Here is a 16,297-nt window from a genome sequence, read left to right as displayed (position 1 = left end):
GAATGGAGTAACGCAGTCGCCTTCGGCTTACCGTTAAACGAAAATTGGGCATGCCGTGACCGCGCTCGCGGCTTAACATTACTGGTTCATCGATTGCCATGAAGAACGTTCTCAAAAAACGAAAACTGTTCCTGGCCGTTTTGCTGCTGTTGGCGATCGTGCTGCTGCCGTATCTGTGGAGCCGAATTAACAGCCGGGCAAACAGAGTTCTGGTATTTGAAATGGACGAGCCGGGTGTTGCCGTGGCGGTTGAGCCGAGTTCAAAGCTGCGAGTCGCCTGCTACAACATCGCTCACGGTCGCGGCCTTGCCGAATCAAACTGGGAGGGAGGCGATGCCCAAACTCGCATGGCACGGCTGGATGAGATCGCGGACTTGTTGGTTGAACTCGACGCCGACGTTGTCGTGCTGAACGAAGTCGACTTTTACGCCAGTTGGAGCAACCGCGTCAATCTGGCGGAGTATCTTGCTGAGAAAGCTGGCTATCGATATCGCGTGGAAGAACGCAACCTGGACTTCCGCGTACTGCTGTGGACTTGGCGATTTGGAAACGCAATCCTCTCTCGCTACCCGATATCAAATCCCCAAGTCATCGACTTGCCGTCGTACTCCAAGGTTGAAACGTTGCTGGCTGGTAAGAAGCGGGGCGCGCATTGCGAGGTAGCGTTCGGAGCAAGCATCTATCGAATCGTCGGTTTGCATCTTTCGCACCGCAGCGAGGAAATCAGGGAGCGATCAGCTGGGCAAGTCTCCGAGCTGATCGCCGATCTGCCGCAGGCCTGCATCGTGATGGGCGACATGAATTCGACGCCACCGGGCCTTCCCCGATCAGCGACGACGTCCGAAGGGGCCAACACAATTATGACCCTCACCGAAAACGGGCATCTGACGCGAAATATACCGAATAATCCTCCGGGGGAAGCAGAATTGACTTTCAGGTCCGATTCGCCCGAAATGATTATTGACTGGATTCTTGTGTCCGAATCCCTCGAATTCCAATCCTATCGCGTCGTCGATTCACTGCTTTCCGATCACCGGCCGATTCTGGCCGAGATCGTCACATTCAACGGGTCTGAACCCGAAGAATTGCTGAAAACTGGCGGTTGAACAATTCTGCAAAAGATGGCAAAATAGGGGATTCTTCTGGGCGCTAGAGCTGCGCAGCCGTGCCCAACGTACCGATGCGAGATTTTGCGTATCGTGACCCGAGTAGTCTCGTCGTCAGCGAGACAGCAACACCAACCGAACACCGGAGATTCTTTCATGGCTCAGATGCCTGAAGTTCAGCCTCAACTTAAAGATATCCTGCTGTCCAACAGTTCTTTTGGACCTTCCGAAATCAAGTTCGTTGCCGAGCGAATCTGCAACGACTTCTCTCAGTTCCCGCAACTCAAGGAAGTCACCCAGGAACTTGAAGGCCAGATGTCGCGGACTCCTGCGAGCTCGGTTCGCCTGGGAGTTTGTCAGTACATGCTTGGTCGCTACTCCGACGCGATCACGACGTTGGAAAACGCGGACGGTGGAGCATTGGCTCAGTTCTATCAAGGCAAGTCCCATTTCGGGCTTGGCGGATACGATCGCGCGATTGAATGCTACGAAGCCGCGAAAACTGCGGGCTACGACAATGATACTTGCCTGTTGGCGATCGCCGAATGTAAGCGTCATGCTGGCGATCTCGAAGGCGCCATGTCGATCGTGGACAACATTTTTGGCCCCACCGAACAGACGGCTGAGTACCTGTATCAGCGTGGTGCATCGATCGCGGCGACATGTACCAATCCGGAAGAAGTCTGCCGGTTGTACGAACGAGCCGTCGAAATCGACGAACAGCACGGTGGTGCTCTGTTCGGTTTGGCTCTCGAAAACGACCGCCGTGGTAACGACGAGAAAGCCATCGAACTGTACCAGCGAGCAGCGGCTGTGTTCCCGACCAACGTCGGAACGCTGCTGAATCTTGGTTTGCTGTACGAAGATCACGAACAGTACGAACGAGCCGCTCGCTGCTACGATCGGATCCTTGAATCCTTCCCAACTCACGACCGTGCGATTCTCTATCGTCGCGATTCGGTTGCGTCGATGGATGAGCAATACGATCACGACCGTGAGAAGATGCGTCAGCAGATTGCCGGCGTGATGAGCATTCCAATTGCTCAATTCGAGCTTTCGGTTCGCAGCCGAAACTGCCTGCAAAAGATGGGCATTTTGATGCTTGGCGATTTGACGAAAGTCAGCGAATCGGAGTTGCTCAACTCCAAGAACTTTGGCGAGACGTCGCTGGTTGAGATTCGCGAGATGATGGCCAACAAAGGGCTGATGATTGGCCAATTCGCCAACCAGAAAGAAACCGAAGACGAGCCGATGGACACCAGTCATTTGTCTGCCGATGAGCAGGCGTTGCTGGACCGTCCGATTTCTGATCTGAACCTTTCGGTTCGTGCCCGCAAGTGCATGACGCGTTTGGGTTTGGCGACGATCGGCGAATTGATCCGCAAATCACCGGACGATCTGCTGGAGTGCAAAAACTTCGGCGTTACAAGCTTGACCGAAGTTCGCGAAAAGTTGACTCAGGTCAGTTTGAAGCTTCGCGGCGAGTAATCGTTTGCGAAACCGGATAAACTAGAGCCGTCGAGGTTGCTCGGCGGCTTTTTTAATGCGCACAGGATTGATCAACGATGAAACTGTTTCTGATTTTGGCTCTGCTGTTTCTCAACCCGTTCTGCCTGTTTGCCCAGGATGGCGATTCGAGCATCGTCGACGTCTTTGTCCCTCATACCGACGGCTATCCGGCGATTCGAATTCCTTCTTTGGTCACGACGGAGGCCGGGACTCTGTTGGCATTTGCCGAGGGCCGTCAGGGCGGCGACCATTCGGAAAACGACATCATTTTGAAGCGTTCCAAAGACGGCGGCGCGACTTGGAGCGACGTTCAGGTCGTGCACGAAGCCGGCAAGCTCTCTCTCAACAATCCGCTGGTGGTCGTTCTCGATTCTGGTCGAATCCTGTTGATGTTCCAACAAAGTAAACTTGGGGAGCACAAAGCCAAACCGGGTTTCGGCGAAGATGCCTACGCGACGTTTACCCAGTTCAGCGACGACGACGGTGTCACCTGGTCGAAGCCCGTTGATGTGACCCGACAGACGAAACGAGCCGAACGTGTGACCAGTGTTTCCAGCGGTCCGGGAATTGGAATCGTGCTTCGCCGCGGCGATCACAAAGGCCGAATCCTGATCCCGTTCAATCAGGGTCCGTTTGGTGATTGGCGAGTTTACGCAGCGTACTCCGACGACGATGGTGAGTCGTGGAAAATGGGCGAAGTGCCAGAAGAAGACGGCAAAGGCCACGCGAACGAAGTGCAACTTGTTGAATTGTCCGACGGAACCGTAATGCTCAATGCTCGCTCGCAGGGAAAGGGCAACACCAAACATCGAAAGGTCGCCATCAGTAGCGACGGTGGTGTGACCTGGTCGAAGCTTCAGGATGATCCGACTCTCGTTGAGCCGACTTGTCAGGCGTCGATTCTTCGTTACTCATGGCCAGAGGATGGCGAGAGTCGCATTCTGTTCTGCAATCCGGCGAACCAGAAATCACGTAGCGGCGGCGTGCTTCGACTGAGCACCGACGAAGGAAAGACGTGGCCTTGGTCGAAGGAAGTTTACGCTGACGGATTCGCCTATTGTTGCCTGACGAAATTGGCCGACGGTCGTGTCGGAATCCTGTTCGAGAAAGACAACTACAAAACGATTTCGTTTGTTGCCGTAAACATCGACGAGTGAGCTACTCGCTGGCGACTTCGGGGAGTGGCTCGCCGGCGGGAACGAATTTCATCGAGATCGAATTCACACAGTGACGCGTGTTCTTTTCGGTTAGTTGTTCGCCGACAAAAACGTGGCCCAGGTGGCCTCCGCAGTTTTCGCAAAGAATCTCGGTACGGCGTCCATCCGCATCGGTTTCGCGTCGAACGGCGCCAGCGATTTCGTCGTCAAAGCTGGGCCAACCGCAGCCAGAATGGAACTTGGACGACGACTCATAGAGCGCTGCATTGCATCGTCGGCAGATGTAGGTGCCGGATTCGTCGTGGTTGTTGAACTCGCCCGAGCCCGGTCGCTCGGTGCCCTTGTGCTCGATGACGTAGGTTTCTTGATCGTTGAGTTCGTTGTACTTGGCCATGGATTCTTGGTGGGAGAGAGATGCTGAGGGCTAATTCTACAAAAATGGCGGACTTGGAAAAGTCCGCCATCTTGAAGACTGAATTGGAGTCTCTTAAATGATTAGCCAACATCCGAATTGGTGACTCGGTGGAATGTGACATCACCAACGAACAGCAAATCGCCAAAACCATCATCAACAACGTTGCCATTGAATTCTGCATCGTTGATAAGTGTGATGCTGGATGATGTCGATGAAATCGCAGATCCGTTTGCATTCGCGATATTTGAGCTAAATCGGGTCGTGTCGACGATGGAAAGCAACCCGGAGGTTCCGCCCACCTTGATGGCACCGCCGCGTGTTGCACGGTTTCCGTTAAATGTACTGCCAGCGATGTTTGCGGTGCCGTAATTAAGAATCGCTCCGCCCTCGCCTGCCGCAACGTTCGCTCCGAATGATGTGCCGCGGGATACGAAACGTCCGGTCGCGACAACATAAATTGCTCCGCCGCTGCCGTCGGACGTATTGGAATCAAACGTGGAGTTGAAGCTTCTGAGCGTGTTGTTGCCGCCAACGAAAACCGCTCCACCGCCACCTGTTGCCATGTTGCTGGCAAAGGAGGTCTGCTTGAGCGTTACGTCGTCACCAGAGCGAAGCGCAATGCCTCCTCCGGTACCGGCGGCGTTGGACTCGAATGTGGACCCGTCAATGAAAGAGGTTGAGCCGAACGTGGCGATTGCACCTCCACTTCCGACAGTGCCCTCAGCACTATTGTTTTCAAAAAGCGTGTCGAGAGCGTACAGGTCGCTGTATACGACGCTGATTCCGCCGCCTCTTGATGTTGCGGCATTAACTGTGGCAGTGCGAGCGATATTGTCCGCGACAGTGGCGTTCACGACTCTAAGGTCTGTCCCCGTTGCTGAAATTCCTCCACCCGCGACGGCGCTATTCGACGCGATCTCGATATCTCGAACAATGCCAATCAATTCTTGAGTGACGCCAGTCGCGAATTCGATTCCACCTCCCCGCGCTTCAGCAGAGTTGTCAACGATACGCCCACCGTTAAAGCGAACCTCACCAGTGGAGAACCAGCCTGCTCCTCCAGTGAACGTGGCATCGTTCTGCTCAAAAACAGAATCAACAAAGGTTGAACTCGTTGCAGTCGAAAAGACAGCCCCACCTCGGCGTGCTTCATTTCCAGAGAAAGTTGACTGGGCGACGCGTATGGAATCTCCAGAAGTCCGAATCGCACCTCCTTCCAGAAATTCAGCTTCGTCAGTGCCGGAACTATCAGGGTCGGCGCCGTTGGATCGGAACACACTGTCTTTCACAAAGACATCTGTTTCGTTTGCTGCCCAAATGGCACTGCCACCTTCAAGAGAGTAGTTGTTCTCGAATGTCGTGCCTGCTGCGAAAAGTCGTGTTCCGTTGGTGACAAAAACTCCACCGCCTTCATTGGCACCGCTTTTTTCGAATCTGGAGTCTCCGACGATGCTAACGTCGCCACCGTCCGCCCAGATTCCGCCGCCTTCGTCAGAGGCGTTGTTGTGCCAGAATGTTGTATCGTCAAAAAAGAGCCGTGAGTCGGTTGCATAAACCGCCCCGCCCTGTTCTGCGAATCCATTGCCAAGGTACGAGCTCTTGATAGTGACGTTGCCACCAGCATTGACTTTAATCAAAGCTCCCTGATCAGCCCTGCCGAACTCGAGTCGCAGATCACGGAAGTAAACCTGCTCGGTCGTATCAATGTTGAAAATGCGATCAAGATTGGTCTCGATGCCGGTGTTAAAGCCATCGCCATCTTCATAACCTCGGATGACAAGGTCATCCGTGATTTGAAACCCTCCGTCGAGCAGAAACATCGTATTGAGACGAGTTCCAGGCCCGAATACGATTCGGTCGCCCGTCTCGTCACCAGCCGCCACGTCACTGAATGATGCATTCGTGTTGGCGGCGGTTATGGCCTCTCGGAGAGAAACCAGGCCGTCATCGGCAACGATGTCGTCTGAGGTGTTTACCACAAACGTTGCCAGGAGGTTGCGTTTTTCCAACTGTTGGTAGGTGGAAGTTGAGTTGGAAGTCTTTCTTTTGGAAGTAGAGAGACAAGACTTGTCAAATCTAGTAAGTCCAGTCATTGGAACTCCTTTGGATGAAAAGTCATTAAGTGGCAAGCTAAGCTCGACACAATCTCATTGTGGTCCTACTCCGGAGCGAAAACAATAATAGTTTTCTCACATCCCGAAAAAGCGGCTCTGGGGATCAGGAATCCCGCCCTAACGTCCATAAGTCAAGCAAAATACCATCCATTGAAATAGAGGCAGCTACAAACTCGTGTTCGTCGTACTAACTTTCGCCAGAAGAAATGCAGTTTCCGCGGCGGAACTGCAAGCTCACGAAATCAGTTTCAAATGGACTCTATGATTTTTTCCCTGAAGAGGACGAGGAAGATGAACTACCTGATTGTCCTGATTTTTTCTCGCCGCCAGAACTAGAATCCGGCTTCGGCGCCTTCGCGTCCTTCGCAGCCTTCTCGCCTTTTTTGTACGAGTCGCTGCGATAGTCGGTCTCGTAGAAACCCGAACCCTTGAACATTACAGCACTACCGGTGCCAAAAAGGCGGCGAGCCTTCTTCTTTTTACACTCGGGGCACTGCTTGATCGCATCTTCGGTGATGCGTTGGAACATCTCCCACGTATGACCGCAAGCATCGCATTCGTAATCGTATGTCGGCATAGATGAACTCCAGGAATTAAGCGTCGCGTTCGGTGATCTCGATCAGGTGATAGCCGAACTGGGTTTTGACCGGGCCATGAACCTTGTTCAATTCTTCGGTGAATACAACGGCGTCGAACTCGGGAACCATTTGGCCTTGAGAGAACGAGCCGAGTGCTCCGCCGGACTTTCCGGAAGGGCAAGCAGAGAATTCTGCGGCGATCGCGGCGAAATCCTGACCGGCTTCGATCTGTTCTTTGAGGTCGATGCAGGCTTCTTCAGTTTCGACAAGGATGTGACGTGCAGATGCGGTGGCCATGATGGTACTTTCTGTTGGTAGTTGGTGGTGAATTGAAAGGCGATTGCTGCGGCTTGAAATCCGCAACCTGTTTCTAGGCAGGTTCGCCGGTCGATACGAAAACCTGGCTGGGCCGAAGGACTCGATCGTAAAGTTTGAATCCGGTTCGCAAATCCTGGATGACCGTGTTGGCCGGATGTTCCGGGCTGGGCTGCATTTGTAACGCCTGGTGGCAGTTCGGATCAAACGCCTGACCGGCAGCCTCGATCGGCTGACATCCGTGCTTGGAAAGCGACTCCATGATCTGTGACGCAACGAGGTTCACACCATCTCGCAAACCGTCACCGTTGGGATCGGCTTCGTAGGCTTCGACAGCGCGATGCAGGTTGTCGACCGATTCCAGCAAGTCCGTCATCAGACCACTGGAAGCGTACTTGATCCGGTCTTCCGATTCGCGACGTACGCGGCGGCGGAAGTTTTCCAAATCTGCTTGAGCCATCAGGACGCGTTTTTCGGCGTCTTTGAGCTGATCCTGAAGCTTCTGGATGACGTCGGCTCCAGCGTCCGCGCCGTCGACCGCGAAAGCCACGCCTTCATCGCCCGCGTTGTCGTTGCCGAACTGGTTCACCTGATCTTCCGTCGGAAGTTCGAGCTCTGGATTTTCTGTTGGTTCGTTTTCGTCAGTCATGATCACTACCGTCCGCTAAACTTCCTCTGTCGCAAAATATTCAGTCAATCGTTGCAGGAAATTCTTCCTCTCTGGTAGAACTTCCGTGTGCTCGAGTTCAGCAAGTTGCCGTAGCAAGCCTTCCTGTTCCTTCGAGATCTTCTTCGGTGTTTCGATAAAAGTTTGAATCAGCAAATCACCCGTTCCGCGACCTTGCGGGCTGGGCATGCCACGACCAGCAAGCTTGAACACGTCGCCGGATTGTGTCCCGCGTTTGATTTCCAGTTCGTCGCGGCCATCGAGAGTCGGAACTTCGATCGACGCCCCTAATGCGGCTTGGGTGTATGAAATCGGCAACTGCAGAATCAGGTTTTGGCCATCGCGATGGAACAGCTTGTGCTTGCGAATGTTGACAAAGCAATAACAGTCACCCGCCGGACCACCGGAAGCACTGGCTTCACCTTCACCCGTCAATCGGACTCGCATCCCGTCGTCGACACCAGCCGGAATCGCCACATCGAGCTCAACCGGAGAAGCCACCTGCCCTGCTCCGCGACAGTCGCCGCATGGATCGACAATGATCTTTCCAGCACCGCGGCAAACCGGACAAGTCGTCTGAACGCGGAGGATGCCAGCCTGTTGCAGCACCTGGCCGCGACCGCCGCATTGTTGACAATGTTCTGGAGCCGATCCTGGGCTGCTACCGGTTCCGTCGCAAGTTCCACACTGGTTGCGACGATTGAATTGAATCGTTTTGTTGACGCCCGAGAATGCTTCTTCGAGCGAAAGCGTTACGTCGACTTGAACGTCGTTGCCGCGTCGCGGTCCACCGCGTCGGCCACCGAACAGGTCGCCAAACATTCCTCCACCGCCGCCACCGCCTCCGAAGAGGTCTCCGAAAGCAGCGAAGATGTCTTCCGCCGATCCGAAACCGGCTCCGCCTTCAACGCCAGCGTGGCCGTGACGATCGTAGCGAGCCCGTTTCTCGGAATCGCCAAGCACTTCGTAGGCTTCAGCGGCCTCTTTGAACTTCGCGCTGGCTTCGTCATCGCCCGGGTTGCTGTCCGGATGGTATTTCACAGCCAGCTTGCGGTAGGCCTTCGAAATACCGCGATCCGACTCATCGCGAGCGACGGAAAGTACTTCGTAGTAGCAACGTTTGGCCATGAGAGAAGTTGCATAGGCTTCCAGCCTGAGATCAGACTGTTGGCCGATGGTATTGAGTGACTCGATTGTAAATAAAAGTCGTCTCGATCTCAGTCGTTGGAATGCAATCCGGCTAAAGCCAGAGCGCCGACAATCACCACTGCGGCCGGATACCCCAACCGCAGCGATGAGTGAAATCAAATTTGACTAGCTAACAGCGCCTTCGATCTTGCGACCTTTGTCCTCTTCGTCGAAGGTCGAAACCATCGCGTCAGTGGTCAGCAGCAAACCAGAGATGCTCGCTGCGTTGGCCAAAGCCGTGCGGACAACTTTCACAGGATCGATAACGCCAGCTTTGTACATGTCGGTGTACTCGGCCGTGTAAGCGTTGTAGCCCTGGTTGGTTGGCTTGCCAGAAACGATGTCGGCAACCACTGAACCGTCGATGCCGCCGTTGTTGGCGATCTGACGAATTGGAGCATCCAAAGCGGCAGCAACAATATCGACGCCGATTTTCTCGTCGCCTTTGGCACCTTTGCGAGCCGCAACAACGGCTTCCTTGGCACGCAGCAATGCAACGCCACCACCAGGAAGGATGCCTTCTTCGATCGCCGCACGAGTCGCGTGAAGTGCGTCTTCAACGCGAGCCTTCTTTTGCTTCATGTCGGCTTCGGTTTCAGCACCAACGCTGATCACGGCAACGCCACCAGCAAGTTTGGCTTTACGTTCCATCAGCTTTTCGCGATCGTAATCGCTGTCCGTTGCGTCGATTTGACGAGCAAGTTGATCGACGCGAGCATCGATGTCTTTGCGAGAGCCAGAACCTTCGACGATCGTTGTGCTCGATTTGTCGACAACCAGTTTCTTGGCCGTACCAAGCTGGTTCAATTCAACGTTTTCGAGCTGGATGCCGAGGTCTTCGCTGATCAGAGTTCCGCCAGTCAGAACCGCGATGTCGCTGAGCATGGCTTTGCGGCGATCGCCGAAACCAGGAGCTTTCACGGCACAAACGTTCAGCGTTCCACGCAATCGGTTTACAACCAGCAGAGTCAGTGCTTCAGCGTCAACGTCTTCGGCGATGATCAACAGAGGAGCACCCGACTGGCCAACCTTCTCAAGGATCGGAACCATCGAAGCGATGTTGCTGATCTTCTTTTCGAAGATAAGAACTTTCGCGTCTTCGTACTCGCACGTCATGTTCGTGCTGTCGGTGATGAAGTAAGGCGAGATGTAGCCCTTGTCGAACTGCATACCGTCGACGTACTCAACAGTTGTGTCGGCAGTTTTGCCTTCTTCAACCGTGATGACTCCGTCCTGACCGACGCGCTCGAGAGCTTCCGCCAGAAGTTCACCGATTTCGTTGTCGTTGTTGGCACTGATCGCACCGACGTTGGCGACTTCTTCCTTCTTGGAAACCTTCTTGGCCATTTCCTGCAGTTTCTCAACCGCAGCAGCTACGGCAACGTCGATTCCGCGGCGAATTGCGGTCGGGTTGGAACCCGCGACGATGTTGCGAAGGCCTTCTTTGTAAATAGCGCGAGCCAAAACGGTAGCGGTGGTCGTTCCGTCACCAGCAAGATCAGAAGTTTTCTGAGCAACTTCGACGACGAGCTTGGCGCCCATGTTTTCGAAGCGATCTTCAAGTTCGATCTCTTTGGCAACGGTAACGCCGTCTTTGGTGACTGTGGGTCCACCGAAAGATTTGTTGATGATCACGTTGCGACCGGTCGGGCCCATCGTGACGGCGACAGCGTCAGCCAGTTTGTCGATGCCGCGAAGCATGCGCTGACGAGCGTGGTCGTCGAAAAGCAGTTGCTTAGCCATTTGAGTTTCCTTGTAGTGAGTTTTGATTTGGTAGTCGTAGTGACGGCTTCTAGCCGTCGCATCCTGAATTGCGGCGGCTGGAAGCCGCCACCACGTTGCATGATCACAGGCTGGAAGCCTATGCCACCCTGCTTAGACAACTTTCGCAAGAATGTCGGACTCGCGAAGAATCTTGTACTCGTTGCCATCGACTTCGATTTCGTTTCCGCCGTACTTGCCGAAAATGATTTCGTCGCCGACTGAAACCGAAAGATCGCCACGCTCACCGCTGTCGAGCAGACGGCCAGGACCGACGGCAACGATGGTTCCACGCTGCGGCTTTTCCTGAGCCGAATCCGGGAGCACGATTCCGCCAGCAGTGGTTTCTTCAGCAGTCATTGGCTCAACGACGACGCGATCATCCAGAGGTTTGATTTTTGGCTTGGCCATTTGGAGGTTCCTTGTTTGTTTGATTTATGAGTGTTTGTGCCGCCGTGGATTTGAGAGCGGCTGATTGTTCGAGTTCAAAGAGTACAGTTTTCAGGGTACAGGGCTTCAAATGCTGAACCCTGTTCCCTGTCAACTTTTAAATTGCGGACTACATCATGCCCGGCATTCCCATGCCACCCATGCCGCCCATTCCACCCATGCCCGGCATGCCGCCGCCCATTCCGCCCATGCCACCCATTCCGTGGTCATGATGATGGTCGCCAGCGTCTTCTTCCGGAGGAGCAGGGATTTCAGTCACCAAAGACTCAGTCGTCAGCAGCAGAGCCGCGACGCTGGCTGCGTTTTGCAGAGCCGTCTTGACGACTTTCGCAGGGTCAATAACACCCGCTGCAACGAGATCGCAGTAATCGCCTTTGTCTGCGTTGAAGCCTTCGTTCTTCTTCATGCCACGAACGCGATTGACGACAACGCCGCCGTCGTAACCAGCGTTTTCTGCGATGTAACGCAGTGGGTATTCGAGAATCTTCTGGATGATGCGAACGCCAGCCTCTTCGTCGCCGATCAGTTCGCCGACTTTCTTGAGAGCCTTCTCCGCACGCAGGAGTGCGATTCCGCCGCCAGGAACGATACCTTCTGCAAGTGCAGCAGCCGTTGCCGATTTGGCATCTTCCAGCAAATCCTTACGCTCTTTCATCTCAGTCTCGGTGATCGCACCGACATTGATCTGAGCAACACCGCCGGCAAGCTTCGCCAAACGTTCCTGCAACTTCTCGCGATCGTAATCGCTGTCTGTGCCTTCGATTTCCTGACGAATCTGGGCAACGCGTTCCGCGATGGCGTCTTTCTTTCCGCCGCCGCCAACGAAAACAGTTTCGTCGCTGGTGATGCGGACTTTCTTGACCTTACCAAGGTCAGAAAGCTGAACGCCTTCAAGGTCGATGCCGAGATCTTTGAAGATCACCTGGCCGCCAGTGAGAACGCCAAGGTCACCCATGATGGCTTTACGGCGATCGCCGTAGCCTGGAGCCTTAACAGCACAAACTTGCAGGATGCCTCGCATCTTGTTCACGACCAACGTCGCAAGTGCTTCGCCTTCGACGTCTTCCGCAATAATCAACAGCGGCTTCTTGGCCTTGCTGACGGCTTCGAGCAGCGGAATCATCGCCTTGTTCGAGCTGATCTTTTCTTCGAAGATCAAAACGTAAGGATTGTCCAGCTCAACGACCATGTTGTCCTGATCCGTCACGAAGTGTGGCGAAAGGAAACCGCGATCGAACTGCATGCCTTCAACGACATCAACATAAGTTTCGTTGCCGCGGCCTTCTTCAACCGTGATCACGCCGTCTTTGCCGACCTTCAAAAAGGCTTCTGCAAGAACGTCGCCGATGGTTGGATCGTTGTTACCCGCGATCGTGGCGACTTGCTTGATTTCCTTCTTGCTCTTGGCGTCGATCGGCTGAGCAATTCGCTCAAGCTCTTCGCAGATGACTCCGGCGGCTTTCTGGATGCCACGTGACAGAGCCATTGGATCGAAACCGGCAGCGATCATCTTGATGCCTTCGCGGAAGATGGCTTCCGAAAGTACCGTCGCTGTTGTTGTTCCGTCGCCGGCGACATCGTTGGTCTTGCTGGCGGCTTCCTTGACAAGCTGAACACCAAGGTTTTCGTAGGGATCATCAAGCTCGATATCCTCAGCGACGGTCACGCCGTCCTTGGTGATTTTCGGGCTGCCCCAGCCTTTGTCGAGGATGGCGTTGCGACCGCGTGGGCCGAGTGTGCTGCGAACGGCTCGAGCCAGCTTGGAGACACCCTCCAAAAGCGGCTTGCGAGCTTCGTCGTCGAATACCATTTGTTTTGCCACCGGTTTCCTCCAGAAATTGGGTTGGTGTGATCTATGAGTTGTGTTTTGTCGTTTTTTCAGGCGTCAATCGGGCTTTCACAGCCGAATCAACGCTCGGTCCACTTCGTCCTGCATCCTGGCAAGCCGGCCTTTCACGGCAACGGCACTCACCGACAGACTGACAGCCTGCCACGCGGATGAAGCGATGCCCCCAAGAAAGCAACCACCGTGCCAAAGACCTTGGCGGCGAGAAGTTAGCTCGTGAGATAGCTCAGGCCCGTAAACTTCCGGGTTTGGGGCTACGCGTTTCCCCGCAGTTTTGCCAAGTGGCAGAGTTTGCCGGCTTTCGGCTCGATTTCACCGAGTGACAACTTGGCACGAGGTCGTTGGCGAGGCGAAGATCGAAATTTCCGGGGATGGCATGACAGTCGTCCGCCTGTTGGATTGCGAATCCCGTCGGCTTTCCCGGCAAGGATGCCGCTTCTGTCGAAAAATGCCAAGCGTCAAGCGGCTTGGCCGTCGGTGACTCTGGGGGTGGAGGCGAGATACGCCACACACGGATTGAGCGGTGAGTCTGCGGCGATCGCCGGGTGTTGGAACGTCCCAGCTTTCTCCATACCGATCCTTTTCATCACGGCCTCTGACGCGAGATTGATGGTGGGGCAAATCGAAAGAACAGAATCGAGCTGTAAATCTTCGAAGGCGAAATCCAGACAGGCTTTGGCTGCTTCGGTGGCGAAACCGCGACCCCAAGCCTCCTTTTTCAGTCGCCAGCCGATGTCGATGGCGGGCGTGTACGGGCTGTCGAAACTCTGATGCTTCAGCCCGACGAAACCCAGAAACTCGGCGGAAGTCAATTCTTCGACGGCAAAATAAGTGAAGCCGTTTTCTGCGAAGTGCCGCTGGAAACCGCGAATTTGCTCGATGGCTTTCTGTTGCGAAAGCAATTCCGGGAAGTAACGCATCACGTTGGCGTCAGCGCACATTGCCGCGAAGGGGGCGATGTCGCTCTCCATCCAGTTCCGCAGACCAAGTCGCTGCGTTTGCAGTGTGAAGGAATTCAAAGTTAACGTTTCCCGGATTTCCAGTTGATTGGGATGTGAACATTGAAAGAGTGTTCCTGGGCTTTGGTTCGTTCGCCCGCACAGAACAAAACGGCGGGGACTCCGTTTTCAAAGAATAGCTGCGGACGCTCAAGGCGATGCATCTTTTCCGGTTTGCCGTCCGCCCAAGGGACATTGCGATTCAGTACCATTGGGTTGTCAGCAAGTTCCCAATCGAGTCCGTCTTTGGAGTGGAAAAGAACCAGGCAGTTCTCGCCCGTTTTCGCAAACGAGCCGTAGTGGTCGTCAACGATCGCCCAGCAATCTTCTCCCTGTGACCAGATGTAAGGATCTTCTGCCGGAAAGTCGCTACCTTCAATCAGGAATAGCGGATTAAGATGCTTTTCGAATGGACCCGTCGGCGAATCGGAAGTCGCCGCGATGTGAACGACCGGGCCGCCGAAGACTCCTTTTCGCTTCTTGCCAACCGCTTTGTAAATCAACACGTACTTGCCGTCCGACCGACGCAGGATCGAAGGATTGCTGGTCATCAATGCATCAGGTGCGTCCTTGTCAGCCGAAATGTCGATCAGCGGTTTGTCAAAACGCTTCCACGGACCGTTGGGGTGGTCGGCAACCGCGACGCCGATCCGCTGGTTGTTGCGATGTTGAAAGTTCAGTTTCTCGGTCGGTTCCTGATCGCCCGTGTTGCCCATGTAGTAAAGGTAGAACTTGCCATCGAACTCGTGGACGGTCGGGTTGTGTGTGCACATTCCGTCCCAGAACTGCTTGCCGCGAACCGGAAGTGCGACATCGACGTGCTTGTAAGGCCCCAGCGGATTGTCGGAGATGGCGTGAGCAATTTCCGAGTGCGTGACCCAGGCTTTGTGCTTCAGTTCTCGCGGCCAGCGGCTGTAAAATAGATGGCAAATTCCGTCCGCGTCGCGAACCATGCTCGCGCCCCAAATGTACCAGTCGTCATCAATGAAGAACGACTTCTTCTCGACGCGGCCGAACATCATTGGAAAGTCCGGATGGGTGCTGGCCGTTTCGTCCCGAGCGATCTCTTTGATGCGAACATTGCGGTAGGAGACGACAGCGCCGTGGTCCTGAAAAGAAATCGGGCTGGCGGCATTGGCAAAATTGTTCAAGCCGTAGTCCACGAACTTGCTGTTTCGATAGCTCTCCAGCCACGCATCCCCAGCGGTCGAAACGCTGGCGACTTTTTCACCGTTGAGCCAGTGTTCGATGTTGTTTCCGTCCGCAACGATTCGTGCGCTGTTCCATTGACCGACCGGTTGCGTGGGCTTGTCCGTTCTCGCTTCGGCCAGATCGTAAATCGCAGCGGCGGACCAGATTGGATTCTTGCCGCGTTGATGTTTTTGGTCGTCGAGCACCTGGTACTCGAGGCCGCGTCCTTTCTGAGCCCGATAGATGACGCCGCTATTGCCGCCTTCGGAGATTTTCCATTCGAATCGCAGCTCAAAGTGTTTGTATTTCTTTCGCGACATCAGCGAGCCCGATTTGGGCGTATCGAGTCGGATGACGCCGTCCTTGATTGACCAGCCCTCGCCTTTCCGGCCGACCCGCCAGGCAGAGAAATCTCCTGCGGCAAACATGTCGACGAATCCCGAATCGTCCTGGGCGACGGCAGGCAAAGTCAGCGTGACAAGGCAAAGTATCGAAAGTATTGGCAGCGCAATTGATTTCATGGTGGACTCAGGCGACAGGGCGCGGCTCGTTTCAATGGGCGGATCGAAGGTAGTCAAAGATTTCATTCTACAGGGATCGGGGAGGCCAAAATGGCGAAGTTTAAGCAGTGAATTGCAGATTTCTTCCACTGTGGACCAGATGTGTCGGAGTGGCCCCGAACAATCTTTTGAGTTCGAGCAATCTTCCCGGAGAAAACGATGAGCCCCAATGTTTCGCGATGTCGGCACTATCAGGTCAAATGGCTAACGTCTCACTCGTGTCGGTGTTCCAGTTGCGGAAAGCATGGTCACTGGTTCGAGAATGAAGGGTTGGTGATGTGGGTGCGAGCCGAACGTGAAGCATCGTCGCACGCGGCGGAGCCAGCGGCAATTTGTAATCTGTTGCTCTCGGAAACGCAGCGCAGAATGCCCAACATGGCCGGATGAAAATGGCGATGTTCCAGCGGCGATTGGCGACAGCTTTCGCCAATTTCCTCTTCGC

At 54.5% G+C, this 16,297-nt stretch carries 15 protein-coding genes; 4 read left to right on the top strand and 11 right to left on the bottom strand.

What is annotated here, in order from left to right:
- The first annotated feature begins 98 nt into the window (after positions 1-98).
- The 3 genes from MFFC18_RS16420 (at position 99) to MFFC18_RS16410 (ending at position 3,772) form a co-directional block, all read left to right on the top strand.
- Positions 99-1,106 carry an endonuclease/exonuclease/phosphatase family protein gene (locus MFFC18_RS16420; RefSeq protein WP_075086282.1) on the top strand — a complete coding sequence of 336 codons (1,008 nt, stop codon included), beginning with the start codon at positions 99-101 and terminating at the stop codon, positions 1,104-1,106.
- Between the two features lie 156 nt (positions 1,107-1,262).
- Entirely contained in the window at positions 1,263-2,594 is a 1,332-nt protein-coding gene (locus MFFC18_RS16415; protein ID WP_238381339.1) for a DNA-directed RNA polymerase subunit alpha C-terminal domain-containing protein, read from the top strand.
- Positions 2,595-2,671: 77 nt separating this feature from the next.
- The gene (locus MFFC18_RS16410) at positions 2,672-3,772 is read left to right on the top strand and encodes a sialidase family protein (RefSeq protein ID WP_084417406.1); all 1,101 of its coding nucleotides are present in this window, start codon (positions 2,672-2,674) and stop codon (positions 3,770-3,772) included.
- 1 nt (position 3,773) lies between these two features.
- Here the strand turns inward: MFFC18_RS16410 and MFFC18_RS16405 are convergent, their stop codons facing one another.
- The 11 genes from MFFC18_RS16405 to MFFC18_RS16355 form a co-directional block, all read right to left on the bottom strand.
- Entirely contained in the window at positions 3,774-4,166 is a 393-nt protein-coding gene (locus MFFC18_RS16405; protein ID WP_075086284.1) for a methionine-R-sulfoxide reductase, read from the bottom strand.
- A 101-nt stretch (positions 4,167-4,267) separates the two neighbouring features.
- Entirely contained in the window at positions 4,268-6,280 is a 2,013-nt protein-coding gene (locus MFFC18_RS16400; RefSeq protein WP_148618931.1) for a CSLREA domain-containing protein, read from the bottom strand.
- Positions 6,281-6,560: 280 nt separating this feature from the next.
- A complete protein-coding gene (locus tag MFFC18_RS16395) occupies positions 6,561-6,878 on the bottom strand; it encodes an FmdB family zinc ribbon protein (RefSeq protein WP_075086286.1) in 318 nt (105 codons plus the stop codon).
- A 16-nt stretch (positions 6,879-6,894) separates the two neighbouring features.
- On the bottom strand, positions 6,895-7,176 hold the full coding sequence (locus MFFC18_RS16390; RefSeq protein ID WP_075086287.1) for a peptidylprolyl isomerase: 282 nt from the start codon (positions 7,174-7,176) through the stop codon (positions 6,895-6,897).
- A 73-nt stretch (positions 7,177-7,249) separates the two neighbouring features.
- Positions 7,250-7,843, bottom strand: coding sequence for a nucleotide exchange factor GrpE (gene grpE / locus MFFC18_RS16385; protein WP_075086288.1), 594 nt, complete (start codon positions 7,841-7,843; stop codon positions 7,250-7,252).
- Between the two features lie 15 nt (positions 7,844-7,858).
- Positions 7,859-8,989, bottom strand: coding sequence for a molecular chaperone DnaJ (dnaJ, locus tag MFFC18_RS16380; RefSeq protein ID WP_075086289.1), 1,131 nt, complete (start codon positions 8,987-8,989; stop codon positions 7,859-7,861).
- Positions 8,990-9,175: 186 nt separating this feature from the next.
- Positions 9,176-10,792: a chaperonin GroEL gene (groL, locus tag MFFC18_RS16375; protein WP_075086290.1), complete on the bottom strand. Its 1,617-nt coding sequence runs from the start codon at positions 10,790-10,792 to the stop codon at positions 9,176-9,178.
- Between the two features lie 132 nt (positions 10,793-10,924).
- Positions 10,925-11,221 (bottom strand): co-chaperone GroES, encoded by a 297-nt coding sequence (gene groES / locus MFFC18_RS16370; protein ID WP_068267826.1) that lies wholly within the window; start codon positions 11,219-11,221, stop codon positions 10,925-10,927.
- Positions 11,222-11,369: 148 nt separating this feature from the next.
- Positions 11,370-13,082: a chaperonin GroEL gene (gene groL / locus MFFC18_RS16365; RefSeq protein WP_075086291.1), complete on the bottom strand. Its 1,713-nt coding sequence runs from the start codon at positions 13,080-13,082 to the stop codon at positions 11,370-11,372.
- 482 nt (positions 13,083-13,564) lie between these two features.
- A complete protein-coding gene (locus MFFC18_RS16360; RefSeq protein WP_075086293.1) occupies positions 13,565-14,125 on the bottom strand; it encodes a GNAT family N-acetyltransferase in 561 nt (186 codons plus the stop codon).
- A gap of 2 nt (positions 14,126-14,127) precedes the next feature.
- Entirely contained in the window at positions 14,128-15,816 is a 1,689-nt protein-coding gene (locus tag MFFC18_RS16355) for a family 16 glycoside hydrolase (RefSeq protein ID WP_162273990.1), read from the bottom strand.
- 198 nt (positions 15,817-16,014) lie between these two features.
- Here MFFC18_RS16355 and MFFC18_RS16350 point away from each other — a divergent pair, with 198 nt between their 5' ends.
- Positions 16,015-16,242 carry a hypothetical protein gene (locus MFFC18_RS16350; RefSeq protein ID WP_148618930.1) on the top strand — a complete coding sequence of 76 codons (228 nt, stop codon included), beginning with the start codon at positions 16,015-16,017 and terminating at the stop codon, positions 16,240-16,242.
- Positions 16,243-16,297: the final 55 nt, after the last annotated feature.

Origin of the sequence: Mariniblastus fucicola (assembly GCF_008087665.1) — a bacterium.
Lineage (GTDB): Bacteria > Planctomycetota > Planctomycetia > Pirellulales > Pirellulaceae > Mariniblastus > Mariniblastus fucicola.
Note: the sequence above shows the minus strand (reverse complement) of the source record. Positions and strands in the feature narration are given on the sequence as shown.